Source organism: Amycolatopsis sp. YIM 10 (assembly GCF_009429145.1).
Lineage (GTDB): Bacteria > Actinomycetota > Actinomycetes > Mycobacteriales > Pseudonocardiaceae > Amycolatopsis.
Genome location: NZ_CP045480.1, coordinates 10,122,425 through 10,146,756, shown reverse-complemented (window position 1 = coordinate 10,146,756; position 24,332 = coordinate 10,122,425). Strand labels below are relative to the sequence as shown.

Genomic DNA, 24,332 nt, shown 5'->3' with positions numbered 1-24,332 from the left:
CGGGCTGTGGCCGTCTGCCCGAAGCCCGGTGCCCACCGGCTGGGCGAGTCTTCTCGGCAACGGCAAGATCCGAGAAACCACAGGGAGAAATCCGGTGCAGAATCCACAGTGGACGAACGACGGCGCGCCCGTGCTGTCCGGCAGGGGGCTGGTGAAGCGCTACGGCGCCCAGTACGCGCTGGCCGGTGTGGACATCGACGTCCACGCCGGGGAGGCGATCGCCATCGTCGGGCCGTCCGGCTCCGGCAAGACCTCACTGCTGCACGTGCTGGCCGGCATTCTCAAGGCTGACGACGGCGCGATCTTTCTCGGCGGGCAGCGGGTGGACCAGCTCAGCGAGACCAAGCGCAGCGAGCTGCGGCGCACCGAGTTTGGCTTCGTGTTCCAGTCGGGCATGCTGGTCGCCGAGCTGACCGCCGAGGAGAACGCGGCCCTGCCCCAGCTGCTCGCCGGTACCGGTCGCAAGGAGGCGCTGACCGCCGCCCGCGGCTGGCTGGCCCGGCTCGGCCTGGCGGGCAAGGAGCAGCGTCGTCCGGGTGAGCTGTCCGGTGGTGAGGCGCAGCGCGTGGCGATCGCCCGCGCACTCGCGCACCGGCCGAAGGTGATCTTCGCCGACGAGCCGACCGGCGCGCTGGACACCCGGACCGGCCGCGACACGATGAGCGCGCTGCTGGCCACCGCGCAGGAGACCGGGGCAGCGGTGATCGTGGTGACGCACGACCGCGAGCTGGCCGAGTCGATGCCGCGCACGGTGGCCATCCGCGACGGCCGGATCGATGTGCGGGTCGCGGCATGAACCCGTTCCAGATGGCCGTGCGCGTGCTGCGCGGCGACCGGCGGACGCGGGTCTCGGCGATCCTCACCGGCGTCGGGGTGGCCGTGGCGACCGCGCTGGTGCTGCTGCTGATCGGGCTGCCGTTCGGCACCCAGGCGCGGGCCGAGCGCGCGTTGTGGCAGGAGCAGGTCTTCGGCGAGCAGTCCGACGGCGTGGCCACCATGGCGAAGGCGGTCTCCCAGGACTACTTCGACGGCAAGGAGATCACCCGCGTCGACGTGGCGCAGCTGTCCCAAGTGGACAAGCTGCCGCCGGGCATCGACCGGCTGCCGGGCCCCGGCGAGGCACTCGTTTCGCCGGAGCTGGCCCAGCTGATGGATTCGCGGATGGCCTCGCAGCTGTCCGACCGCTTCGGCACCGGTCAGCGGGCGTTGCTCGGCGAGGAGGCGCTGGCCTTCCCGGAGCAGCTGGTCGCACTGGTCGGGCACGCACCGGAGGACATGCCGGGGAACGCGATGCCGGTCCAGGGCTTCCCGTTGACCGGCGCGCAACCCGATCCGCTGTTGCAACTGCTCTCCGGCGTCGGCGTGGTGGTGCTGCTGGTGCCGAGCCTGGTGCTGGTCGCGTCGTCGGCCCGGCTGACCGCCGCCCGTCGTGAGCAGCGGCTGGCCGCGCTCCGGCTCGCCGGTGCCACGCCGAGGCAGGTGATCGGCATGGTCGCCGCCGAAACCGCGCTCGCCTCGGTGGCCGGTGCGGTGCTCGGGCTGGCGGTGAGTCCGCTGGTGAACATGCTGGCCACGGTGGTGCCGTGGGCGGGCGGCACCTGGCAGGCCGACGACTTCGCGTTGCCGCTTCCGCTGAGCATCGGCATCACGGTGGCGTTGCCCGCGCTGGTGCTGCTCGCCGCGGTCGCCGGGATGCGGCGGGTGGTGACCACCCCGCTCGGTGCCACCGGCGGGCAGGCGAAGAAGCCGCTGCACTGGTGGCGTCTGCTCGCGCTGCCCGCGGCCGGTCTGTTCTTCTTCTTCGCGATCTCCACCGCCAAGGACAACGGCGGCGTGCTGATCGTGCTCGGCGGGTTGTTCGTGCTGGTCGCTTCGGCGGCGGTGATCGGGCCGTGGGTGACTTCGGCGGTCGGTGGCATTTTTGTCAGGGTGTGGCGGAAGCCGGCGGGCCTGCTCGCCGGGCGGCGGCTGCGCGACGATCCGAAGGGCGCCTACCGGGCGTCGGCGGGTGTGGTGCTGGCGGTGTTCGCCGGTTCGATGGCGCTGACCCTGCTGCCCAGCCTCGAATCGCTCGCCGGCGGTGGTCGCTCCTTCCACGATTCGGTGCTCTACCTGGATTCCGACGCGGCGGACGTGCAGCAGATCGCGGACAAGGCGAACGCCGAGCTGACGCGCTACGGCGTGCCGGAGCGGGTCACCACCATTCCGCAGGTCTCGCTGGGGACCTCGCCGGACAGCGGCCGGTACGCGCTGGTGATGGACTGCGAGAGCGCCCGCAGCCTGCTCCGGTTCGATCCCGGTACCTGCGACGGCAAGCCCGCCATCTACTCGTCCACGCCGATGGACCTGGCCGGGTTGCAGGTGTCCGGCGGGGAAGGCGCGGGAAAGCCGCTGCCGGAGGGCACGGTGTCACGGGCGGTGCCCTCCCGCGAGGACGACCGCTTCACCTCGGTGTTCATGGACCCGTCGGCAGTCCCGGCCGGAGTCCACGCGCAGTACTACACGCTCGCCGCGCCGACCACGCCGGAAACCCGCGAGGTGGTGCGGACGGCACTGGTCAACGCGGCCGCCGGGGAGCAGATCAACAGCCGTGAGCTGATCCTGGGCAACCAGCAGATCGAACTGGCCGACCTGCGCCGCGTCACGGTGATCGGGCTGGTCGCGGCCGGCGTGCTCGCCGGGTGCAGCGCGGCGATCGCCACCGCGGGCTCGGTGATGGACCGGCGGCGCACCTTCGGCGCGCTGATCGCGGCCGGGACCCCGGTGCGCACGCTGGCACGGGCGCTGCGGACCGAGGCGGCGCTGCCCGCGCTGGTGGCCACGATCGGGGCGGGCGTTGTCGGCGCGATCGTCGGGCTCGGCCTGTTCAGCCTGGTCGACGAGGGTCCGGTGGTGTTCAGCCCGTGGATCCTGGCGCCGGTGGCGCTGGGCGCGCTGGTCGCCGTGCTGGCCGCTTCGGTGTGCACCCCGGCCCTGAACCGGGTGCGTGCCGAACCCCTCGCCGACGAGTGAGGGGAAGGCGCTGACCGCGTCCCGGCCATAAGGGCTGGGGCGCGGTCAGCGTCGTTCGAAGATCAGGTCGTGGCTGATCCGGTTCTCTTCGACGGCGCGCTTCTCGAACTTGGTCACCGGGCGCCAGTCGGGCCGGGGTGCCCAGCCGTCGTACCGGTTCACCAGCGACGGCTCCGCCGAGCAGACCTCGAGCATCTGCTCGGCGTAGTTCTCCCAGTCGGTCGCCAAGTGCAGCGTGCCGCCCGGCGCGAGCCGCGAAGCCACCAGCGCGACGAACTCCGGCTGGACCAGGCGCCGCTTGTGGTGGCGCTTCTTCGGCCACGGGTCGGGGAAGAAGATGCGCACGCCGTGCAGCGAGTCCGCCGGGACGTGCTTGGTCAGCAGCACGACCGCGTCGCCGTTGATCAGGCGCAGGTTCTCCACGCCGAGCTTTTCGGCCCGCAGCATCAGCTGGCCGAGGCCCGGTTCGTAGACCTCGACGGCGACGTAGTTCAGCTCCGGGGCGGCGGCAGCCAGCTGTGAGGTGGTCTCACCCATGCCGGAGCCGATCTCCAGCAGTACCGGCGCTTCGCGGCCGAACCACGCGTCGAAGTCGATCGGGCCCTCGGGCAATTCGGCCACCTTGCGGCCGAGGGAGGGCCAGTACTCTTCCCACGCGCGCTGCTGCCCGACGGTCATCCGCCCGCCGCGCTGCACGTAACTGACCACGCTGCGCAGCCGCGGCTGGTGTTCACTTTCCACCCGGCAAACCTAACGGCCTGCTAGCGGACCGCTTCGAACTCCCCCAGCCGGGCCCGCAGGCCGGCCAGTCCGGACACCGCGATCGGGTTCGGCGTGGGGCCGCTGTGCGCGGGCAGCACGTCGATCCAGCCGGTGTGCCGGGCGGTGTTCAGCACGGTCGTCGGAATCCGGTGCCCGGCGGCACCGCGCTCCGACGGCATGAACTCCCAGTAGCCCGACTCGCCGTCGGCCGCCCACGGCACGTACTCCCAGCCGGGACGACGGCCGAGCAGCTGGCCGATGCGGTCCTCCACGCGGAAGCCGCTCTCGCGCGAGTCCAGCTCGCCCGCCACCACCGCGCGCAGCCACCACGGCGCGGGAACCACGTCCCCACCGGCCGCGGTGGCGCGGTACAGCGCGAGGACCTGGTCCTCCGGAGCGCGGTGCACCCACGCACGCCGGATGTCGGACGGTTTGCCTGCCCCCGCCACGATGCGGGGCAATTCGATCGCCTGCGACCATTCGAGGCCCACCATCGGCTCGAGCCGGGGCTGCCGGGAGGCCGGTCGCTGGGCGGGGATGTTGCCTTCGACTCCTCGATCGGTTTCCATCACCGTCAAGGGTCACCTCCGTAGAGTTCCGTGACGGGTTCACTATCGAAAATGCCTGGTCAACGGCCAGGTGTCCGCATTCTGTGAGGCAACCCACAGCGTATTTACACGGTCTTAACCCGGCCGCGTGCAGTAGAGCGTGCTCAGTATGTCGCTTAGATCTTGTAATTCGTTACTACCCGTTTATCGCGGCTTCCGGTGATCTTTTGCCGCGGGGCGGTCCGCGCAATGATTCACCATTTCGCGCAAGAATCCACCGTCCGGTACCGACGAAAGGACCCGAGTCGCCCCCCGAACGGCGACCCGGGTCCCTTCCCCCGATCCGGTCCGCGCACCCCCGTGCCGCTGCCGGATTCCCCTGTAGAGGTCTTTACGCGTCCCGCTTCTTCGCCGTGGCGATGGCGATGGCGAGCATGATCACCGCGAACCCGGCGAAGTAGGCCAGTGCCCACCCCGGGCTCAGCGTCGAGCTGGACAGCGGCGGACCGGCCTCGGCGCCCAGCGCGCCGTTCGCCGAACCGTCGCCGGTGACGAACTTGTGCGCCACGTTGAACGGCATCCACTTGTGGATGTCGTCGCCGACCGACGGGATCAGCGGGACCAGGCCTTCCACCGCCAGGTTGTAGATCAGCAGCAGCGAGATCGCCCCGGCGCTGTGCCGGATCAGGATGCCGACGGCCACCGCGACCACCGCGGCCAGCGCGAACACCGGGCCGATGCCGGCCACGTTGATCCACTCGGCGGAGGTGTTCAGCGCCAGGTCGGCCTCGGGCTGCAGCAGGTTCGCGATGCCCCACGAGCCGAATCCGGCGATCTCCCCGATCACCAGCGCCAGCAGCGCGACCACCACGGTCTTCGCCAGCAGCGCGGAACCGCGGTGCGGCACCGCCTGGAAGGTGGTGCGGATGGTGCCGAAGCGGTACTCGGTGGTGACCGCCAGCGCGGCCAGCACCATCACCACGGCGAGGCCGAAGGAGTACCCGAACTCGGCGCTGCCCACCGTGACGAATTCGATGTTCTCGGCGGTCCCGGTGATCAGCGCGGCGAACCCGATGGTGACGGCCAGCGTGATCAGCGCGCACCACCACGGTGAACGCGTGGTGAACAGTTTGATGCGCTCGACTGCGAGCAGAGTCATGGCTATCCCCGAATCCTCGAAAAAGTCACTGACCGGTGGGCGCGAGGACCTGCGCCGCCTCGGTTTCCAGTCCGGTGTGGTATTCCACGGAATCCCCGGTGATCTGCATGAACGCCTGCTCCAGCGAGCCCTGCAGCGGGCTCAGCTCGTGCAGCACCAGATTGTGCTGGGCGGCGATCTCGCCGATCTTCGCGCTGTCCAAATCGGACACGATGAGCGCGCCGTCGTCCTCGGTCACCTGCGCGCTGGCGTTGACCAGCAACTGCCCCAGCTGCCCCAGCTGCGGGCTGCGCACCTTCACCGTGTTCTCCGAGGCCCGCGAAACGAAGTCCTTCGTGGAACTCTGCGAGATCAGCTGTCCCTTGCCGATCACCACCAGTTCGCTGGCGGTCAGCGCCATTTCGGACAGCAGGTGGCTGGAGACAAAAACCGTGCGGCCCTCGTCGGCCAGGCGGTGCATGAACTTGCGGATCCAGAGAATGCCCTCCGGGTCCAGGCCGTTGACCGGCTCGTCGAACAGCAGCACCTCGGGGTCGCCGAGCAGGGCCGCGGCGATGCCGAGCCGCTGCGACATGCCGAGCGAGAAACCGCCGGCGCGCTTGCCCGCCACCGAGGTCAGGCCGACGATGTCGAGCACCTCGTCCACCCGGCTCGCGGCGATCCTGTTCGACTTCGCCATCCACGCCAGGTGTGCGCGGGCGGAGCGGTTCGGGTGCACCCACTTGGCGTCCAGCAGCGCGCCGACCGTCCTCAGTGGATTCTTCAGTTCGTGGTAGCGCTTGCCCCCGATGGTGACGCGGCCGGCGGTCGGATTGTCCAGGCCCAGCATCATCCGCATGGTGGTGGACTTCCCGGCACCGTTCGGGCCGAGGAAGCCGGTCACCCGCCCGGCGGCGACGCTGAACGACAACTGGTCGACGGCGAGCGTCTTCCCGTACCTCTTGGTGAGGCCTTCTGCCTCGATCATGTCTCCTCCTCGGCAGCGGATCGCCGGACAGGACCCATCGTTTCCCGGCGCCGCGCCTTCGCGCGTCATCCCCGGGACCGAACTTCCCACCCGACTGCAGTCGTAGCTTGGCCTGACTCCAGGTCGTAGGCGATCGGTGATCCCCCTGAGGGGGACCCTGAATTCGCTAAGAAACACCCGGACGGGTAAGGCCGGTCTCGTACGCGAGCACCACCGCCTGCACCCGGTCGCGAAGATCCAGTTTCGCGAGAATGCGCCCGACGTGCGTTTTCACCGTCGCCTCGGACAGGAAAAGCGCTTCGGCGATCTCGGTGTTGGACATTCCCTTGGCGATCAGCACCAAAACCTCGCGCTCCCGCTCAGTGAGCACGTTCAGCACCGAGGCGTCCCGCAGCGGGGCGTCCCCCGAACCGACGAACCGGTCCAGCAACCGGCGCGTCACCGACGGTGAGACCACCGCCTCGCCGCTGGCCACCGAACGCAGCGCGGAGACCAGGTGGTCGGGCGGGGTGTCCTTGAGCAGGAATCCGCTGGCCCCGCCGCGCAACGCGGCGTAGACGTACTCGTCCAGGTCGAAGGTGGTCATCACGAGCACGCGCGCGGTACCCGCGTCGACGATCAGTTTGGTCGCCTCGACGCCGTCGAGCACCGGCATGCGGACGTCCATCAGCACCACGTCGGGCCGCAGTTCCGCGGCCAGCCGCGCGGCCTCCTCGCCGTTGCCCGCCTCGCCGACCACGTCGATGTCGGGCTGGGCGCCGAGCACCATGCGGAACCCGACGCGCATCAACTCCTGGTCGTCGACCAGCACCACCCTGATCACGGGTCCAACCTAACCGGCAGCGTGGCGTGTACCCGCCAGCCACCACCCGGCCGTGGGCCGACCTCCAGCTTGCCACCGAGCACGTTGGCCCGTTCGCGCATGCCGATCAGCCCGTTGCCGCCGGGCAGCTGGACGGTCGCCACCGGAGTCGCGGCTCCGGCTGTGCCGCGGGCCGGTACCGGCACCGGTCGCACGCCGTTGCCGTTGTCGGCCACCTCGATCCGCACGCCGTCGGCCTCACGGTGCACCTTGACCACCGCTTTCGCGCCGGGACCGCCGTGCTTGAGCGTGTTCGTCAGCGACTCCTGCACGATCCGGTAGACCCCGAGGGACACCCCGGCGGGCAGGTCGTCGAAGTTCTCGTCGACCTCCACCTCGACCGGCACCCCGGCGGCGCCGACCCGCTGGGCCAGCTCGGTCAGCGAGCTGGCGTTGGGCTGCGGCACCCGCGGCTCGTTCTCGGCGTCCTCGTTGCGCAGCACGTCCAGCAGTCGCCGCAGCTCGGCCAGCGCGCCGCGGCCGGTCTCGGAGATGGTCTGCACGGCGCGCTCGGCCAGGTCCGGATTGGACCGGATGGCGTAGGAGGCGCCGTCGGCCTGCACCACGATCACGCTGACCGCGTGCGCGACCACGTCGTGCAGTTCGCGCGCGATCCGGCCGCGTTCGTTGGCCACCGCGATCCGGGTGGCCTGGTCTCGTTCGGTCTCCAGTAGGTGCAACCTGGCCTCCACTTCCGCGTGGTACGCACGCCGTGCCCCGACGAACTCGCCGAGCAGCCAGCAGAACGCGTAGGCGAGCACGACCAGGATGAGATTGAGGGTCAGCTCGTCGCTGGTCTGCACGAGCAGCTGGACCACGGTGGCCGACAGGCTGATCAGCAGGTACAGCGCGCCGTGGCGCCGCCCGGCGTAGACGACCAGGGTGTAGATCGCGATCATCCCGGCGAAGAACCCGGCCACGCCGAGCTGCAGCCCGCCGTGCACGGTGCCGATCAGCAGCGCCGCGTAGCCAGCCCACACCGGGTGCTTGCGCCGGAACACCACCGGCAGCACGACCAGGAAGTCCAGCGGCACGGTGACGAACCAGGGATGCGTCGCCAGTCCGGTCTCCTCGCTGGCCGACACCACGAACAGCAGCAGGTCGAACAGGAGCAGCAACAACGCTATGCAGCTGTCCCCGACCATCGGGTGTTTCCGTAACCAGAGACTGAGCCGGCGCACGGAATCAAGCGTATGTCCGCTGGCCGGAAAACCGCGTCGCCCGCCGGGACCACCTTCGATGCGACCGCAGGATGACGGGCATGATTACCCCCGGGTCCGACAAGAGCCCGGAGCATCGGGGAGGGAAGCGCGTGACGGCACCGGCGGAACAGGGTGGGCGCCTCGCGGGGCCCCTGTCCACCTCGGTCGGCAATCTCTGCCACCGGTTGCAGTCCCAGGTCTCCGCGCGCACCGCGGCCGGGTTCGCCGAGGTGATGCGCCGGCTCGGCGCGCCGCTGCAGGTGGCCGTGGCCGGCCGGATCAAGTCGGGCAAGTCGACACTGGTCAACGCGCTGATCGGGCGCCGGGTGGCGCCCACCGACGTGGGCGAGTGCACCCGGCTGGTCACCCGCTTCCAGTACGGCACGGTGGACCGGGTCGAGGTGGTGTTCACCGACGGCCGCAAGCAGGTGCTGCCGTTCGCGCCGGACGGCAGCATCCCGGCCGAGCTGGGCGTGAACATCGACGAGGTGTCGCACCTGGAGGCCTACCTGACCAACGCCGTGCTCCAGGGCATGACGGTGATCGACACCCCCGGCCTCGGCTCGCTCGACGCCGCGTCGGTCTCGCGCACCGAGGAACTGCTCGGCGCGGCGAAGCACCGCAAGGACGGGGACGAGGAAACCGGCTCCGACGAACTCGACGACACCTCCCGCAACGCGGTGGCCGGTGCCGAGGCCGTGCTCTACGTGGTCACCCAGGGCGTGCGCGCCGACGACCAGCAGGCGCTGGCCGCCTTCACCGCCGCCACGGCCAGCCGCGAGGCTGGCCCGGTGAACGCGATCGCGGTGCTCAACAAGGCCGACACGATCGCGCCGGAGTCGGTGGACGGCGCCGGTGACGACGTGTGGAAGGCCGCGACCATGCTCGCCGAGAAGCAGGCCGCCACGCTGAAGCCGCGGGTGGCCGACGTGCTGCCGGTGATCGGCCTGCTCGCCGAGTCCGCCGAGTCGGGTGCCTTCACCTCCGCCGACGCCGACGCGCTCCGCCAGCTCTCCGAGGTCGACGACGCCTCGCTGGAGACCATGCTGATCTCCGCGGACATCTTCACCACCTGGGAGTGCGACGTCCCGTCCGGCATCCGCCTGCGGTTGCTGGAGAAGCTGGACCTCTACGGCATCCGCTGCGCGATCGACGCGATCCGCGCCGAGCCGGAGCTGACCGCGGGCGCGTTGCGCCGCAAGCTGCTCGACGCCTCCGGGCTGGCCGCCGTGCGCGCCCGGCTGGCGATGGTGTTCGCCGCCCGTGCCGACGGCATCAAGGCCGCCGCCGCGCTCGCGTCGGTGACCGCGCTGGCGCACGCCTCCGGTGATCCGGCCGAACGCCAGCGCGTGCACGACGCGATCGAGGTGCTGCTGGCCAAGCCCGAGGCGCACCAGCTGCGCCTGCTGGAGGCGCTGACCCTGGTCGCCTCCGGCGCGGTCGACATGCCGGAGGACCTGTCCGAGGAGGTGCTGCGGGTCGGCAGCAACGCCGACATCGGCGCCCAGCTCGGCATGCCCGGCCGCCCGCGGCCGGAACTGGCGGCCTACGCGCTCGAACGCGCCGGCTGGTGGCGCTCGTTCGCCTCCTTCGGCGCGACCCCGGCGCAGAGCCGGGTCGCGCACGTGGTGCACCGGGCGTACTTCCTCATCTGGCAGCAGATTCGTACCGATAATCCGGCAGGCTGACGTTCGAGCTGAGGTCCTCCCCCGCTTTGAGCATCAGCTTCAGCAGCAGTTTGTTGCTCAGTGCTTTGTTACGCAGCCAGATGGCGAAGGCGGAGCCGGGGGCGAGGAACCTGCCGGTGCGGTCGCCGCCCTTCTGGCACTCCGTGGCGAAGTCGCGCAGCAGGTTCTCATAGCGGGTGAACGCGGTGCGGTGGTCGGCGCGGGCCAGCTCGCCAGCCAGCACGTAGGCCGCGACGATCGCGGTTCCGGTGCCCATGCCGCCGAGGGTGGCCCCGCACGCGGCGTCGCCGATCAGCCCGATCCGGCCGGTCGACCAGTTCGGCACGTCGACGCGGCTGATCGAATCGAAGTACAGCTGTTCCGCCGCCGGAAGCGTGTCCAGGATCTCCGGCACCCGCCAGCCCATCCCGGCCAGGTGCTCGGCGATGAGCCGTTTCTGCTGGTCGGCGTCCCGCCGGTGGTACTCGAGCTCCGGTGATTCGAACAGCACGTAGGCACCGGCCATCGCCGGGTTCAGGTGGTCGATCGCGGCCGAGGCGTACTTGCCCGGCCGGTTGAGGCCGACCGCGGCCGTGCCCAGCCAGGACGGCGCCGGCATTTCCCAGCCCGCGACGTAGTAACCGAGGTGGCTGACGAACCGCTCCTCCGGTCCGAAGGCCAGCTTGCGCACGTTCGAATGCAGGCCATCCGCCCCGATGACCAGGTCGAAGGTGCGCTCGGTGCCGCTTTCGAACACGACGTGCACGCCGCCTGTGTCGCTGCCGGTGTCGGTCAGCTCGCTGATGGAGTCGCCGAAGACGTACTCGGTGGTGTTCGCGCTGTGCTCCCGCAGGATCGTGGACAGGTCGGAGCGGCGGATCTCCACCGCGCCACCGGCGAACTCGATCGGCAGCTCCAGCCGCACCCGGTCGCGTTCGTCGACGAACCGGATCGGTATGCCGCCGGTCTGCTGCGCGCGGATCTGCTCGAGCACGCCCATCCGCTCCAGCACGCTCAAGTGCACTTCCCCGCGGAAGTCCACCGCGTAACCGCCTTCGCGCGGCGCCGGGGCCACCTCGACCACGGTCGGCCGGAAGCCGTAGTGGCCCAGCCAGTAGGCCAGTGCCGGTCCGGCCACGCTGGCGCCGGAGATCAGCACGTTCTTGCCGCTCATGCAGCCCCCTCAAACAGTATCCACCGGAAACAGTTAATTACTGTGTACAGTGGAAGCAGTTCTGTTGGCAAGTGGTTTTCGCGAGGAGCACCCCGTGACGGCGATCGACGGCGCGCCCGGGGCCGGGCTGCTGTGGGAGCCTCGCGCCCCCGGTGCTCGCGGCCCGAAGCCGGTGCTCAGCGTGGACCGGATCGTCGCGGTGGCGACCGGCATCGCCGACGCCGAAGGCCTGGCCGCGGTGTCCATGCAGCGGATCGCCGACGAACTCGGCTTCACCAAGATGTCGCTCTACCGGCACGTGCCGGGCAAGGCCGACCTGGTCGCGGTGATGACCGACCGGGCCTTCGGCGAGCCGGTCGACCTGGCCGACGGCGACTGGCGCACCCAGCTCGGCGAGTGGTGCCTGCTGATGTACGCGGTGCTGGAGCGGCACCCGTGGCTGCTCGACAGCTCCCTGTGCCCGCGTGTGTGGGGCCCGTTCGAACTCGGCTGGGTCGAACGCGCGCTGGCCGCGCTCGAAGGCACCGGCTTGACCGGCGCCGAACGCCTCGACGCCGTCGCCACGCTCACCGGGCACCTGCGCGCCATCGCCGAGCAGGCCAGGAACTCGGCCACCCCGGAAGCCGACTTCTCCCGCACGCTCGGCGCGCTGATGGCCGAGCACGGCGAGCGCTTCCCGGCCATGGCCGCGGCGGTGGCGGAGGCGGCCGACGGCGGTCAGGACAACGCGCTGGCCTTCGGACTCGAGCGAATCCTGGACGGACTTGCCGTACTCATCGGCGAGCGACGGGGACCCTGAGCTATTTTCTGCCCGGAGAACGTTCGGGGTGTGGGGGTGGCTGGGATGTCGTTGTGGTCCCGCAAGAACGACCGGATCGACGTTGGTGACACGGCCGACGAGCCGACCAGCAAGATCGCCGCGACCAGCCTCGCCGAAATCATCGAGTCCGTGGACGGAACCACCGCACCGGCCACCGCGTCGGAACCCGATGTGGAGCCCGTAGGAGTGATCGTGCCCGGCGGGGACGTGGACCAGGCGTCCGTCGAACGGCAAACGCTGATCCAGCTGTGCCTGTACGCGCTGGACCGCGCGCGCAGCGGCGGTGTGGTGGAACGCCTGGAACAGGGCCTGGCCGAGGTCGGGGTACGGGCGTTGCGCCCGGACGGTGAGCGCTTCGACCCGGCGGTGCACGAGGCGGGCGGCGCGGTGCCGACCGAGGACCCGGCATTGGACGGCGTCGTCGCGGAGACCGAGGTGGTCGGCTTCGCCGATCGCGACCGGCTGCTTCGTGCGCCGATTGTCACCGTCTACACGCGGAAGTAGATAGCCTTTGGTGCGTGACCGCACCAGCCGCACTCGGATCGATCGGTAAGCCCACCCTGCCCGCGCAGGTGAAGCAGGCCAGGGAGACCCTGCTGGCGCTGCTGCGCGAGCTGGACCCGCAGTCCGCCCGCTGGGTGGAGGACCTGCGCAAGGCCCGGCCGAAGAAGCCGTCGGTGGTGGTCGTCGGCGAGACCAATCGCGGGAAGAGCTCCCTGGTCAACGCGCTGCTGGCGATGCCGGGCCTGTCCCCGGTCGACGCGAACGTGGCCACCGCGACCTACCTGGTCTTCGAGCACGCCGAGGCGTGGTCGGCGCAGGCCTGCTACCCCGGTCAGCTGGCCCCGGTCGGGGTCGAGATGAACGAGCTGGTCCGCTGGGTCTCGGCGGGCCACGACCTGCCGGAGGGCCAGCTCCCGCCGCGCTACGTCGAGGTGAGCGGCCCGGTGCCGCTGCTCGAGCGCGTGTCCATTGTGGATACCCCGGGAGTCGGCGGGCTGGACTCGATGCACGCCGAGCTGGCGATGGAGGCGGCGGCCAACGCCACCGCGCTGCTTTTTGTGGTGGACGCGTCCGCGCCGTTCACCTCCAGCGAGCTGAACTTCCTGCGCAGCATGGGCGATCGCGTGGAAACCGTGTTGTTCGCGCTGACCAAGACCGACCAGTTCCGCGGCTGGCGGCAGGTGCTCGACGCCGATCGTGAACTGCTCCGCGAGCACGCGCCCCGCTTCGCCGACGCGGTGTTCCACCCGGTCTCGGCGCGCATGTTCGAGATGGCCGCGAAGGCGCCGAACGAGCAGGCGAAAACCATGCTGCGCGAGCGGTCCGGCGTGGCCGAGCTGCAGGCCGCGATGCAGGAGATGCTGGTCGGCCGGTCGGCCATGCTCGGTGAGGCGAACACGCTGCGCGCGTTGTCCAGCGCGCTCGCCGAGCAGCACTCGAAGCTCCAGGGCGAGCGCCGCGCGCTGTCGGCGGGTGAAGCCGAGGCCGAGTCGCTGCGCGAGCGCCGCGACCAGCTCGCCGCCGAACGCCGGTCCTCCACCCGCGGCTGGCAACTGCGGCTGCGCGGGGAGATCCAGCGGACCAGGGTCGAGATCGGGCACGAGGGCAACCGCCAGATGCGCGACGCCCAGTCCTACTTCCGCCAGCAGATCGACGCCGCCAAGCGCGAGCAGATCCAGGAGCTGCCCGGCCAGGTCGACATCGCGCTGCAGACGATCTCCCAGCGCATGTCGCTGGCGCTGGCGCAGCGGCTCAACCAGGTGACCGACGTGGCGCTGGCCGAGCTGTTCTCGACGGAGGAGCTGGACGTCATCCGCGCCCAGTTCGCCAGGGCCGGCGGCCCGCCGGTGGTGCTGCGGCCGCCGGACAAGCGGCCGCCGACCGCCGAGGACAAGCTGCTGGTGTTCATGGGCGTGTCCGGTGGCGTCGGGGCGGGCAAGCTGGTGGCCGCGCCGCTGGCCGGGTTCGCCCTGTTCAACCCGGTGGTGCTGCCGGCCACCATCGTGATCGGGCTGGGTGCGGGCTGGTGGATGGCCAGGACCAGGCGGCACGCGGCGGACAAGCAGCACATGAAGCAGTGGCTGGTCGAGTCCATCGCGGACGCCCGCTCGACACTGGACCAGCTGGTCGCCGAGCAGCTGATCGAGGCGGAGCAGCAGCTGTCGCTGGCGCTCGACGAGGCGCTCGGCCGCCGGATCGAGGCGATCGAGGCCGAGCTGAAGGAAGTCGACAAGACGATCAAGATGGGCACCCAGGAGCGCGCGAAGAAGCTCAGCCTGGTCACCAAGCGAATCACGCAGGTGAACGAGGGCCGGGAGCGCGCCGAGGGCTTCCTCTCCCGGATCCGGACGCTGAGGGACAAGACGTCGTGAACCAACCGCCGCAGCAGCCGTACTACGGACAACAGCCCCACGGCCAGCAGCCGTACGGACAACAGCAGCCCTACGGTTATCCGCCGCAGCCGCCGAAGAAGAGCCGCACCGGGCTGATCGTCGGCCTGGTGGTCGGGCTGGTGGTGCTGCTCGGCGGCGGCACCGTGCTGCTGGTGGTGCTGCTGAGCGACAGCGGGACCAGCGGCAATCCGCGGGACACCGCGCAGCAGTACGTGGACGCGGTGAACAACAAGGACGCCGAGCGCATCGTGGCGCTGAGTTGCTCCCTCAGCCCGCAGTACGTGGACGGCATCCGCGAGGAGCTGACCACCAAGGGGGTCGAGATGACCCTTTCGCCGGAGGAGGGCACCGAGTCCGCCGCCAGCGCGGGCTTCTGGATCGACGGCAAGCTGGCGAATCCGGAGAGCTACGAGGACGGTGAGCTGCGCTACCGGCTCAACCTGGGCACCACCGGCGATCGCTGGTGCGTGACGCTGGGTGCGCTGGGCATGCCCGCCTAGCCGATGGAGTGACCGGCTGTTGTGCCCGGGAACCGAACCGGCATACGGTGAGTCATAACCGCTGAAGACAACATCCTTGAACTGCCGGGGCGACTCCTGGCGAAGGGGGAATTCCCGTGTGGGTCGACGAGAGCGGTGGCACCGACACCACCGACACCGCTGCCGCGGACGAGATGACGGTGACCGTCGACGGCGAGGAGTACACCGCTGACGTCAACTTCGACATGAACGAAGACGGCGTCAACGACACCGCGACGATCGAGACCGACGACGGTGGCGTCCAGGCTTTTGTCGACACCGACGCCGATGGTGACGCCGACGAGTTCATCGAGCTGGACGCCCAGGGCGAGGTGATCTCCCACGCGGCATACGACGAGGCGTCCGGCGACTGGGTCGACGTCGGCTCCGGCGGTACCACCGGGGACGACACCGACCCCGGCACCCAGACCGGGAGCGAAGGCGGGATCACCGCCGACCTGCCCGAGGGTGAGGTGGAGGTCGGTCCGGCCACGGTGGACACCGACAACGACGGCGTCAACGACACCGCGATCGTCGAGGACTCCTCCGGCAACACGATCGGCTTCACCGACGTCGACGGCGACGGCGACGCCGATCTCGCCGTGGTGATCGACTCGAGCGGCGCGTCCACCACCTACGAGCACACCGGCGACGGCGAGTGGACCGAGACCGGCAGCTCGAACCTGGTCGGCGACTCCGGCGCCTCCGCCGGCGACGCCGCCTGGGGCGGTGACGGCTCGCAGCCGGTGGAAGGGGTCGCCAAGATCGACTCCAGCACCGGCCAGTGGATCAGCCCCAACTGACCCACCCCTGCCGGGGCCCGTACCCCGGCTGCCCCAACTGTCCTTTACGCACAGGCCCGGCGCCCACACGGCGCCGGGCCTGCTGCTTTTCCGGTCGAATCGCGGATTGCCTTGTCCTGGCAGACAATCGCGTCGTGGTAAGCCTCGGGTAAATCGGGCAAATCGCAGCCATAACGCGCGTTCGAGTGAGACGCAGAGCACTTTTTCGGCTCGCGGAACCGGCCCGGACCTGGGCGAAGACAGGAAGAACTTCGCGGTTCGTCCGTTCCGGCGACAACTGAATCGATTCCCTTATCGTTCCTGTGAGAGAACCGACAGGCCACCTCTCGGTTACTCGGCGTCCATCCGGTTACTCTCCAAGAATCCCCAATCTGCACACCGGTTCCCGCAGCCGGTGTGCGAAGCCATTCGGTCGCCGGCGAAGGAGCCCGCTCCGGACGCAAGTTCGGTGTGGGCTTTTTCGTCGGAGTTCAGGAGAAGAGATGACTGCAGTAGCCATCCCCGGACTCGACGCCGCCCCGACCACGCACAGCAAGGTCCTGGCGTGGGTGCGGGAGGTCGCTGAGCTGACCACCCCCGACCGAGTGGTGTGGGTGGACGGCTCCGAAGAGGAGTCCGCGCGGATCAACGCGGAACTGGTCGAGGCGGGCACCTTCGTGCCGCTCAAGGCGAAGCCGAACTCCTTCTGGGCCGCCTCCGACCCGGACGACGTCGCGCGCGTCGAGGAGCGCACGTTCATCTGTTCCGAGCGCGAGGAAGACGCCGGGCCGACGAACAACTGGGCGCACCCCGGTGAGATGAAGGCGACCATGACCGAGCTGTACCGCGGGTGCATGCGTGGTCGCACGATGTACGTCATCCCGTTCTGCATGGGTCCGCTCGGCGACGACAACCCGAAGCTCGGCATCGAGATCACCGACTTCGCCTACGTCGTCGCCTCGATGCGGGTGATGACCAGGATGGGGAAGGCGGCGCTGGACAAGTTCGTCACCGAGGACGGCACCGAGCGCGAGTTCGTGCCCGCGCTGCACTCGGTCGGCGCCCCGCTGACCGACGGTGAGCAGGACGTGCCGTGGCCGTGCAACAAGACCAAGTACATCACCCACTTCCCCGAGGAGCGGATGATCTGGAGCTACGGCTCCGGCTACGGCGGGAACTCGCTGCTCGGCAAGAAGTGCTACTCGCTGCGCATCGCCTCGGTGATGGCCCGTGACGAGGGCTGGCTCGCCGAGCACATGCTGATCCTCAAGCTGATCTCCCCGGAGAACAAGGCGTACTACATCGCCGCGGCCTTCCCCAGCGCCTGCGGCAAGACCAATCTCGCCATGCTCCAGCCGACCATTCCCGGCTGGCGCGTGGAGACCCTCGGCGACGACATCGCCTGGATGCGCTTCGGGGACGACGGCCGCCTCTACGCGGTCAACCCCGAGTTCGGCTTCTTCGGCGTCGCGCCGGGCACCAACTGGCACACCAACCCGAACGCCATGCGCACCATCGAGCAGGGCAACTCGGTGTTCACCAACGTCGCGCTGACCGACGACGGCGACATCTGGTGGGAGGGAATGGAGGGCACGCCCGAGCACGCCACCTCCTGGAAGCAGCAGGAGTGGACGCCGGAGTCCGAGGAGAAGGCCGCCCACCCGAACTCGCGTTACTGCACGCCGATGTCGCAGTGCCCGATCCTGGCGCCGGAGTGGGACGACCCCAACGGCGTGCCGATCTCGGCGATCCTCTTCGGCGGCCGCCGCGCCACCACGGTGCCGCTGGTCACCGAGTCGCGCGACTGGCAGCACGGCGTGTTCATGGGCGCCACGATGTCCTCGGAGAAGACCGCCGCGGCCGCGGGCAAGGTCGGCGAGGTGCGCCGCGACCCGATGGCGATGCTGCCGTTCCTCGGCTACCACGCCGCCGACTACTTCAAGCACTGGATCTCACTCGGCAAGGAGGCCGACGCGTCCAAGCTGCCGAAGATCTTCTACGTCAACTGGTTCCGCCGCGGTGACGACAAGCGCTTCCTGTGGCCGGGATTCGGCGAGAACTCGCGCGTGCTGAAGTGGGTCATCGGCCGGATCGAGGGTGAGGCCTCGGCCACCGAGACCCCGATCGGCTGGGTGCCCACCGCCGACGACCTGGACATCGAGGGCATCAAGGAGCCCAAGTCCGACGTCGAGGAGGCGCTGCGGGTCGACAACGAGGAGTGGCGCCAGGAGCTGCCGCTGATCGAGGAGTGGTTCGAGAAGATCGGCGACAAGGTGCCGTCGAACCTGCACGACGAGCTGTCCTCGCTGCGCCAGCGCCTCGGCTGAGTCCTGGTGCACCGAAGTCGCGAAAACGGCCCGCCTGCCCCGGCGGGCCGTTTTCGCGTTCCGGGGCGACCCCGTTGATTGTCGGCCTGAATAGCCCTTTTGGACATATTTTCGGCCAAAAGGGCTATTCGATTCCGACCGGAGAATCGCGAGTATGGTCGGCGCATGGGGATCATCACCGAATCCATGGGAATCCGCGTGGGCAGGCAATGGCTGTTCCGCGGGCTCGACTGCGCGGTGGGTCAAGGTGAGTGCCTCGCGCTGGTCGGCCCGAACGGCGCCGGGAAATCGAGCCTGCTCCGGGTTCTTTACGGTATGCAGGCGCCTGCCGAAGGAAGGGTCGAGGTGGCCGGGAGAATTCCCGACGAGCGCAGTGTGGAGTTCCGGCGGCAGGTTTCGGTGCTGCTGGACGATTCCGACGTCTTCGCCGAACTGACCCCGGTGCAGCACATCGAACTGCTCGCCGGAAGCTTCGGTACCGAAGTGGACAGTGCGCGGTTGCTCGCGGAAGCCGGTCTCGACGAACGGAGCGGGGTGGCCGCGGGCAGCCTTTCGGCGGGGCAGCGGCGGCGGCTGATGCTGCTGGGCGCGACCGCCCGCCCGTTCGAGGTGCTGTTGCTCGACGAACCCGAGCGCGCGCTCGACGCCGACGGCCGGGACTGGCTGGCGGGACTGGTGCGCCGAGCCAAGGAGAACGGTGCCGCGATCGTGGTGGCCACGCACCACCAGCCCCTGCTGGATACCGCCGAGTCGGTGATCACCCTTCCCGGCGCCGAATGACCACCACGGCGACCCGGGTGCGGATTCCCGGGCGGCCGCGTTTCGGTGGGGTGTTCGCCGGTGACACCACCAGCTTCCTGGTGGTTTTCGGACTCGGCGCGCTGGGCACGGCGTTCGGCAAGTTGCCGTGGTGGCGCGAGTTCCTGCTCGGTACCGGGTCCACAGTGGACTCATCGATGCCTGCCGCGGTGGGGCTGGTGCTGTCCGGGCTCGCCGCCCGCTCCCAGTTGCGCCGTGGCTACCGCTGGGCCGATCCGGCCGAGCTGACCTGGCTCGCGGTGGACCGCGTGCCCGTGCTGGGCGCGCGGGTCTGGCGCGTGTGGCTGGGCTGGCTGCTCGCCATCGGCTACGCCACCACGCTCGGTGCAGCCGTCTACCGCGCGCCGGCCGAGAGCTGGATCGCGGCCGGCCTGCTCCTGGTCGGCAGTTCGGCGCTGACGCTGGTGGTGGCGCGGCGCCCGGTGGAAACCGGGGTCGCGGCCGGGCCGATCGCGCTGGCCGGTGCCGGGGTGGTGGTGGCGCTGGCCGCGCCGCCACCGAAGGCACTGTCGGCCTTCGGTGCGGTGATGCTGCTCGCCGCGGTCGTGCTGGCCTGGGGTTCCGGTTCGCCGCTGCGACCGCTCGCCGCCCGGATCGCCAGCCGGGAGGAACTGGTCGCCGCGTGGCGCGAACGGGTGGTTCGGGTGGTCGCGGTGAGTTTTCTCGATCCGCTGCTGATGCTGCCCGCGGCGCGGCCGGTGGCCGTGCGGGTTACCTCGATCCGGGGATTGGCGCTGGCCGGGGTGCTCGGCAGGCGGCGGTACGCGGCGAGCGCGGTGTTGCTCGCGGTGGCCGCCGGGGTGGCCAGGCTCGCGTTCCCGGCGTTGCCCGAGGTCGCGGTGGTCGCGGTGGCGGCGTACGCCGCGCTGATGCCGTTCGGCGGCGGCCTCGGTGAATTGTGGCGCGGTCCCGGCCTGCGCCGCTGGATCGACGAGCGCGACCTGCGGTTGCGGGCCGCGTTCGCACTGGTCTTCGTCGGGCTGCTGCTGGCGTGGGCGGCGGTGCTGGCGCTGGTGGTCCTGCTGCTCGGGGTGTCCTTCGGGCCCGCGGCGTGGCTCGTGCTGCCGCTCGCCGCGGCCGCGGTGCTGCGCACGGCGTCGCGACCGCCGATCAGCTACGACAACATCGGCGTCACCGACACCCCGTTCGGCCAGACCCCGATCCGGCTGATCACCCAGGCGGCGAGGGGTCCCGACCTGGCCGTGCTGGGTGGACTGCTGCTCAGCGTGGCCCCGCTCGGCCCTGGTGTGCTGGTGGTGATCCTGGTGCTCACCACGTGGTCCTGCCTCCGCTGAACACCCGGGTTAGTCTCGGAGCGGCGAAGGGAGGTCACCGTGGGTGGTGGGCACGCAGCGGGGACCGGTCGGCGGGCGACCACCGAGTTCCCGGCGAGCTGGTCCGCGAGCCGGATCCTCGGGCTGATCACCGACGTGGCCAACCGGCCGGACGAGCCGCCGCGGCGGGTGCGCAACGGCCGCTGGCGAGCCGCCGGGGTGCGCGAGGGCGTGTCCATCGTGGTGCTGGTCGAACCGGACGGCCGGGTGCACACCGGGTTCCCGACCGCGGGGCCGGGCGTGGTGCGCAATCCGGACACCGCCGCCGACCCGGCCAATCCGACCGTCGCCGACGTCACCGAGAGCCGGGTCAGCTTCTACGCCGAGAACCTGCTCGCCCAGCTGGCGAACCGGCTGCCCGGCTGGGAACTGGCGCACTACCACGAGCTGTACGTCGCCGGGGAGTGGGAAGAACTGGTCGATGTGCTCGCCGCACACCTGGTCGCCGAGCCCCTGCCGCTGACCGTGGACGAGCTGGCCGACTTCGAGCGGCTGCTCAACACCTACGACATCCCGCAGCCCGGCTGCCACTTCCTGAACGACCGCGAGCGCGTGCTCGCCGCGTTGCAGCCCGGTTCGGTACCGCGCTAGGAAACCCTGGTCAGCGGTTCGGCCGGGTCGACGGCCTCGCGCAGCGTGTCCAGCGGCAGCCGGACCGCCGCGGCGATGGCGGCGACGGTGAAGAAGGCGGGCGTCGGAATGCGCCCGGTCTCGATCTTGCGCAGGGTCTCCACCGAGATCCCGGCCTCCGCGGCCACCTCGACCATGCTCCGATCCCCACGCGCGGCGCGCAGTTCGGCGCCGAGCCGCTCGCCGCGTACTCGCTCTGCCTCGGTCAACGGAACCCGCACCATGTCACCCATCCTAGCTGTCCACACCACCCACAGGGTGTGGACAGATCTGTGCACAGGTTGGGGGTAACTCGGCCGCAACCTGAATGACACCCAAAATCTTGTATCCGGACGCCCGGCTCGCACGTCTCTCTAGTTACGGCCCCACCCGAAACCATCCCCAGCGAGGAGGTCGACGGTCGTGATCGCAGGTTTGGCGCTGCTGGTGCTCGGGCTCGGCGTGACGCTGCTGGTACTGGCCAGCGGAGCGCTCCGGCACGAGCAACCCTGCATGAGCGCGAAGAAAGGCCCCGCCGAGCGTGAACTCGGCGGGGCCCTGATCCCTCGGCCGCGGAGCGGCTGAACAGCTACTGCGTGGTTTGACCGATCACGCGCCCGGGGGCACCGGCAGCGGCAGGCCCGGCAGGCTCTGGTCGTTCGGCACCACACCGTCGACCAGGTAGTCCTCCACGACCTTGTCCACCGGCGCGTTGCCACCGGCGTAGATGCCGTGGTCACCCTCGTCGGTGACGGTCAGCATGCGCGAGTTGGCGAACGCCTGGTGCGCGCGCTGCGCCCCTTCGAGCGGGGTCGCCGGGTCGTGCACCGACTGCACGATGACCACCGGCGGCACGCCCTGGCCGTTGACCTTGGGCAGCGCGATCGGCTTGTTCTTCCAGAAGATGCACGGCTGGATCAGCCAGCCGGCGCCCAGCAGCGGCAGGTCCTGGTCGATCAGCTTCTGCGACTGCTTGATCACGCTGCTGCGGTTCCCGGTCCACGGGCCCTCGTTGCACGGGATGGACCAGAAGCTCGCGTCGTAGGCGTCGTCGTAGTCGGTCGGCACCATCAGCGGCTGCGGGCCGATCACGTCCTTGCTGGACTGCTCCGCCTTGACCTTCTGCACCGCCGCCGACTTCTGCTCGGCGGTGGCGCTGCCCTCGGTCAGCGTGCGCACCGCGACCAGGTACTCGGCGAGCACCGGGAAGTTGCGCTTGGCGTAGAGGTAACCGGGAATGGTCGAGTCGAACTTGGCCGCGCTGACCTTCTCGCCGTCCAGCTCGACCGGGTTCTGCGTGAGCGAGGCGCGGACCTGCTCGTAGGTCTGGCGGGCGGCCTCACCGGTGCTGCCCCAGTGGTAGACCGAGTCGTACTTGGCCAGCCACGGCAGGAAGTCCTGGCGCCAGCGGCGCTCGAAGCCCAGCGGCTGCCAGTCGAACGACTTCTGCCAGGTGGTGGTGAACTCGGTGGCCGAGTCCAGCACGAACCGGCCGACGCGGGTCGGGAAGTGGGTGGCGTAGTGCGCGCCCATCCAGGTGCCCGCCGAGTAACCGACCCAGTTGATCTTGTCGCGCTTGAGCAGCACGCGCAGCAGGTCGATGTCGCGGGTGGTCTGGTAGGTGTTGATCAGCGGGCCCAGCTCGCCGGACTTCACCTGGCACGAGTCCGCCGCGTACTTGGTGGCGTCCAGGATCAGGTTCAGGTTCGGCTTGGACCGGTCGCGCGGGTCGAGGTCACCGCCGGTGCCGATGGCGCCACCGCAGGTGATGTTGGTGCTCTTGCCGGTGCCGCGCGGGTCGAAGCCGACCACTTCCTGGCTGGCGCGCAGCTTGGTCTGGTTGCGCAGCCGGGTCGGGAAGCTGCGGCCGGGCGCGCCGGGACCACCGGGGTTGGTGATCACGCTGGCGGTGGCCTCACCGCCGGTGGCCTTGAGCCTGCTCACCGCGATGGTCAGGTCGATCTTGTCGCCGGTGCGGTCCCAGTTGCGCGGGGTCCGGTACGTCGCGCACTCGATGCCCTCGGCGCCCGGCGGCGGCGCGGTGGGCAGCTCGTCGCCGGTGCAGGTGTGCCAGTTCAGCACCTGGTCCGCGTACTGCGCCGGGATGTTGGTCGAGTTGAGCGGTTGCGCCCCGGCCGCGGCCGGAGCGGCCAGTGCCGGGGTGACACCGGCCAGCAGGCCGCCCGCCACCATCGGGATGACCACGGCTGTGCGCAGTCTTTTCATGTGTTGCCCCACTTGTCTCTTCGGTGTACCGGTCACTCTTTTGCCCGTTTCCGGGCCGGGGAAAAGTCAATGGCGGGTTATTGATATCGGCCGACGACGCCCGGCGGCAACAGCCGTTAGTCGGATTCGCCGTTCAGCCACCCGGCAGCGGTGCGGTGCCGATGTTCCGTAACTTCCTGGTCACGGCGACATCTGTTTGCGCGAAGCAGGTCAGGTTGGTGAATCCCTGTTCCCACTCGGTCTGGCTGGGCCAGCGCCAGGTCGCGACCACATCGTCGCGGGTCGCCGTACCGAGGTATTTGGTGAGCGTTTCACCGCAGACCGGCCGGGCCGCCGCATTGAATTCCTCCGGGCTCGGCAACGGGTCGGTGGGTTTGCCCATGGTGACCACGCGGAGACCCTCCGCATGGTGCGGTTCGGTGCACGCGATTCGTTTAACCGCGCCGTCCAGCGGTTTCACCGAAGAGCACACCTGGAAATCGAAGAACTTCTCGCCGGTGAGCGCGCCTTTGACCGTGCCGGTGCGTTCGACGGCCTTTCCGTCGGCGTCCAGCTGGGCCACCCCGCACCGGTACCAGCGGTTGCCCGCGGCCCAGTCGTCGGCGGGCGCCCAGAGCATCCAGGCGGCCAGGGTGGTGGCGTCGAAGTCGGTGCTGCCGAGGTACTTCGCGGCCTCGGCGCGGCAGTCGGGCAGCGCCGCCTTGAAGATCACGTCCGCCTCGGGGCGCGCGGCGGGCAGGTCCGCGCCGAAGGTGCCCGCCTTGGTCACCTCGACGTGGTGTGGTTTCGCGCAGTCGACCGGGGCCGGGCTGGTGCCGAGCACGCACTGCCCCGGTTCGGCGACCGGTTCGGCCGAGGGGGCCTGCGCGCTGCTGGGCGCGGGCTCGGCGGCTCCCGGGCGGCCCGCCACCGCGTGCCCGCCGACCTCGGTGGCGCAGCCGGAGACCGCCAGCGCGGCGGTGAGCAGCCCGAAGGTCAGTCTCCGGCCGGTCGATCGTGCCCGCGATGCCATTACCGCCACCCCCGCTCAGGTTCGCCGCCCGACCCTATCCGAGGAGGTTTTTCCCAGCTCGCGGGCGTCGGGAGCAAATCGATACCGGACATGGGTGACGTGGGGAGGCGGAAGTTCTAAGGTCAACGCGATCTCC

General features: G+C 70.0%; 23 protein-coding genes. 13 read left to right on the top strand and 10 right to left on the bottom strand.

From position 1 onward, the window contains the following. Window positions 1-94: 94 nt before the first annotated feature. Window positions 95-796, top strand: coding sequence for an ABC transporter ATP-binding protein (locus YIM_RS47285; RefSeq protein WP_153036532.1), 702 nt, complete (start codon window positions 95-97; stop codon window positions 794-796). After that, the gene (locus YIM_RS47280) at window positions 793-3,012 is read left to right on the top strand and encodes an FtsX-like permease family protein (protein ID WP_153036531.1); all 2,220 of its coding nucleotides are present in this window, start codon (window positions 793-795) and stop codon (window positions 3,010-3,012) included. Before YIM_RS47285 ends, YIM_RS47280 begins: the two co-directional genes overlap by 4 nt. A 45-nt stretch (window positions 3,013-3,057) precedes the next feature. On the opposite strand, the gene trmB is transcribed toward YIM_RS47280, so the two are convergent. The 6 genes from trmB to YIM_RS47250 all read right to left on the bottom strand — a co-directional run bounded on the left by trmB (window position 3,058) and on the right by YIM_RS47250 (window position 8,455). Then, window positions 3,058-3,753, bottom strand: coding sequence for a tRNA (guanosine(46)-N7)-methyltransferase TrmB (gene trmB, locus YIM_RS47275; RefSeq protein WP_153036530.1), 696 nt, complete (start codon window positions 3,751-3,753; stop codon window positions 3,058-3,060). Window positions 3,754-3,773: 20 nt separating this feature from the next. Then, entirely contained in the window at window positions 3,774-4,343 is a 570-nt protein-coding gene (locus tag YIM_RS47270) for a hypothetical protein (protein WP_153036529.1), read from the bottom strand. A gap of 370 nt (window positions 4,344-4,713) precedes the next feature. Continuing rightward, a complete protein-coding gene (locus YIM_RS47265; RefSeq protein ID WP_153036528.1) occupies window positions 4,714-5,481 on the bottom strand; it encodes a hypothetical protein in 768 nt (255 codons plus the stop codon). A 25-nt stretch (window positions 5,482-5,506) separates the two neighbouring features. Next, entirely contained in the window at window positions 5,507-6,448 is a 942-nt protein-coding gene (locus YIM_RS47260; RefSeq protein WP_153036527.1) for an ABC transporter ATP-binding protein, read from the bottom strand. Between the two features lie 166 nt (window positions 6,449-6,614). Continuing rightward, on the bottom strand, window positions 6,615-7,271 hold the full coding sequence (locus tag YIM_RS47255) for a response regulator transcription factor (RefSeq protein WP_153036526.1): 657 nt from the start codon (window positions 7,269-7,271) through the stop codon (window positions 6,615-6,617). Next, window positions 7,268-8,455, bottom strand: coding sequence for a sensor histidine kinase (locus YIM_RS47250; RefSeq protein ID WP_153037725.1), 1,188 nt, complete (start codon window positions 8,453-8,455; stop codon window positions 7,268-7,270). The genes YIM_RS47255 and YIM_RS47250 overlap by 4 nt, the downstream gene beginning before the upstream one ends. A 167-nt stretch (window positions 8,456-8,622) precedes the next feature. On the opposite strand from YIM_RS47250, the gene YIM_RS47245 reads away from it, so the two are divergent. Beyond that, complete coding sequence (locus YIM_RS47245; RefSeq protein WP_153036525.1) at window positions 8,623-10,200, top strand: dynamin family protein; 1,578 nt, start codon at window positions 8,623-8,625, stop codon at window positions 10,198-10,200. On the opposite strand, the gene YIM_RS47240 is transcribed toward YIM_RS47245, so the two are convergent. Next, window positions 10,160-11,353, bottom strand: a complete 1,194-nt coding sequence (locus YIM_RS47240; protein WP_153036524.1) for an FAD-dependent monooxygenase — start codon at window positions 11,351-11,353, stop codon at window positions 10,160-10,162. The genes YIM_RS47245 and YIM_RS47240 overlap by 41 nt on opposite strands. 94 nt (window positions 11,354-11,447) lie before the next feature. On the opposite strand from YIM_RS47240, the gene YIM_RS47235 reads away from it, so the two are divergent. The 9 genes from YIM_RS47235 to YIM_RS47195 all read left to right on the top strand — a co-directional run bounded on the left by YIM_RS47235 (window position 11,448) and on the right by YIM_RS47195 (window position 20,940). After that, window positions 11,448-12,152: a TetR/AcrR family transcriptional regulator gene (locus YIM_RS47235; protein WP_228004450.1), complete on the top strand. Its 705-nt coding sequence runs from the start codon at window positions 11,448-11,450 to the stop codon at window positions 12,150-12,152. A 45-nt stretch (window positions 12,153-12,197) separates the two neighbouring features. Then, a complete protein-coding gene (gene grpE, locus YIM_RS47230) occupies window positions 12,198-12,677 on the top strand; it encodes a nucleotide exchange factor GrpE (protein ID WP_153036523.1) in 480 nt (159 codons plus the stop codon). Window positions 12,678-12,691: 14 nt separating this feature from the next. After that, on the top strand, window positions 12,692-14,548 hold the full coding sequence (locus tag YIM_RS47225; RefSeq protein WP_153036522.1) for a dynamin family protein: 1,857 nt from the start codon (window positions 12,692-12,694) through the stop codon (window positions 14,546-14,548). Further along, complete coding sequence (locus YIM_RS47220) at window positions 14,545-15,069, top strand: hypothetical protein (RefSeq protein ID WP_153036521.1); 525 nt, start codon at window positions 14,545-14,547, stop codon at window positions 15,067-15,069. The genes YIM_RS47225 and YIM_RS47220 overlap by 4 nt, the downstream gene beginning before the upstream one ends. Before the next feature lie 116 nt (window positions 15,070-15,185). Further along, window positions 15,186-15,890 (top strand): DUF6802 family protein, encoded by a 705-nt coding sequence (locus YIM_RS47215; RefSeq protein WP_153036520.1) that lies wholly within the window; start codon window positions 15,186-15,188, stop codon window positions 15,888-15,890. 482 nt (window positions 15,891-16,372) lie between these two features. Next, a complete protein-coding gene (locus YIM_RS47210; RefSeq protein ID WP_153036519.1) occupies window positions 16,373-18,196 on the top strand; it encodes a phosphoenolpyruvate carboxykinase (GTP) in 1,824 nt (607 codons plus the stop codon). 165 nt (window positions 18,197-18,361) lie between these two features. Continuing rightward, window positions 18,362-18,976 carry an ABC transporter ATP-binding protein gene (locus YIM_RS47205; protein ID WP_153036518.1) on the top strand — a complete coding sequence of 205 codons (615 nt, stop codon included), beginning with the start codon at window positions 18,362-18,364 and terminating at the stop codon, window positions 18,974-18,976. Further along, entirely contained in the window at window positions 18,973-20,310 is a 1,338-nt protein-coding gene (locus YIM_RS47200) for a hypothetical protein (RefSeq protein ID WP_153036517.1), read from the top strand. The genes YIM_RS47205 and YIM_RS47200 overlap by 4 nt, the downstream gene beginning before the upstream one ends. 39 nt (window positions 20,311-20,349) lie before the next feature. Next, window positions 20,350-20,940, top strand: coding sequence for an EndoU domain-containing protein (locus YIM_RS47195; RefSeq protein ID WP_153036516.1), 591 nt, complete (start codon window positions 20,350-20,352; stop codon window positions 20,938-20,940). Here the strand turns inward: YIM_RS47195 and YIM_RS47190 are convergent. Then, window positions 20,937-21,203 carry a helix-turn-helix domain-containing protein gene (locus YIM_RS47190; RefSeq protein WP_153036515.1) on the bottom strand — a complete coding sequence of 89 codons (267 nt, stop codon included), beginning with the start codon at window positions 21,201-21,203 and terminating at the stop codon, window positions 20,937-20,939. The genes YIM_RS47195 and YIM_RS47190 overlap by 4 nt on opposite strands. A gap of 178 nt (window positions 21,204-21,381) precedes the next feature. On the opposite strand from YIM_RS47190, the gene YIM_RS47185 reads away from it, so the two are divergent. Then, complete coding sequence (locus YIM_RS47185; protein WP_153036514.1) at window positions 21,382-21,543, top strand: hypothetical protein; 162 nt, start codon at window positions 21,382-21,384, stop codon at window positions 21,541-21,543. Between the two features lie 24 nt (window positions 21,544-21,567). Here YIM_RS47185 and YIM_RS47180 read toward each other — a convergent pair whose 3' ends face one another. Both YIM_RS47180 and YIM_RS47175 read right to left on the bottom strand, forming a co-directional pair. After that, window positions 21,568-23,184 (bottom strand): alpha/beta hydrolase, encoded by a 1,617-nt coding sequence (locus YIM_RS47180; RefSeq protein WP_153036513.1) that lies wholly within the window; start codon window positions 23,182-23,184, stop codon window positions 21,568-21,570. Between the two features lie 133 nt (window positions 23,185-23,317). Next, the gene (locus YIM_RS47175; RefSeq protein WP_153036512.1) at window positions 23,318-24,196 is read right to left on the bottom strand and encodes a septum formation family protein; all 879 of its coding nucleotides are present in this window, start codon (window positions 24,194-24,196) and stop codon (window positions 23,318-23,320) included. Between the last annotated feature and the right edge of the window lie 136 nt (window positions 24,197-24,332).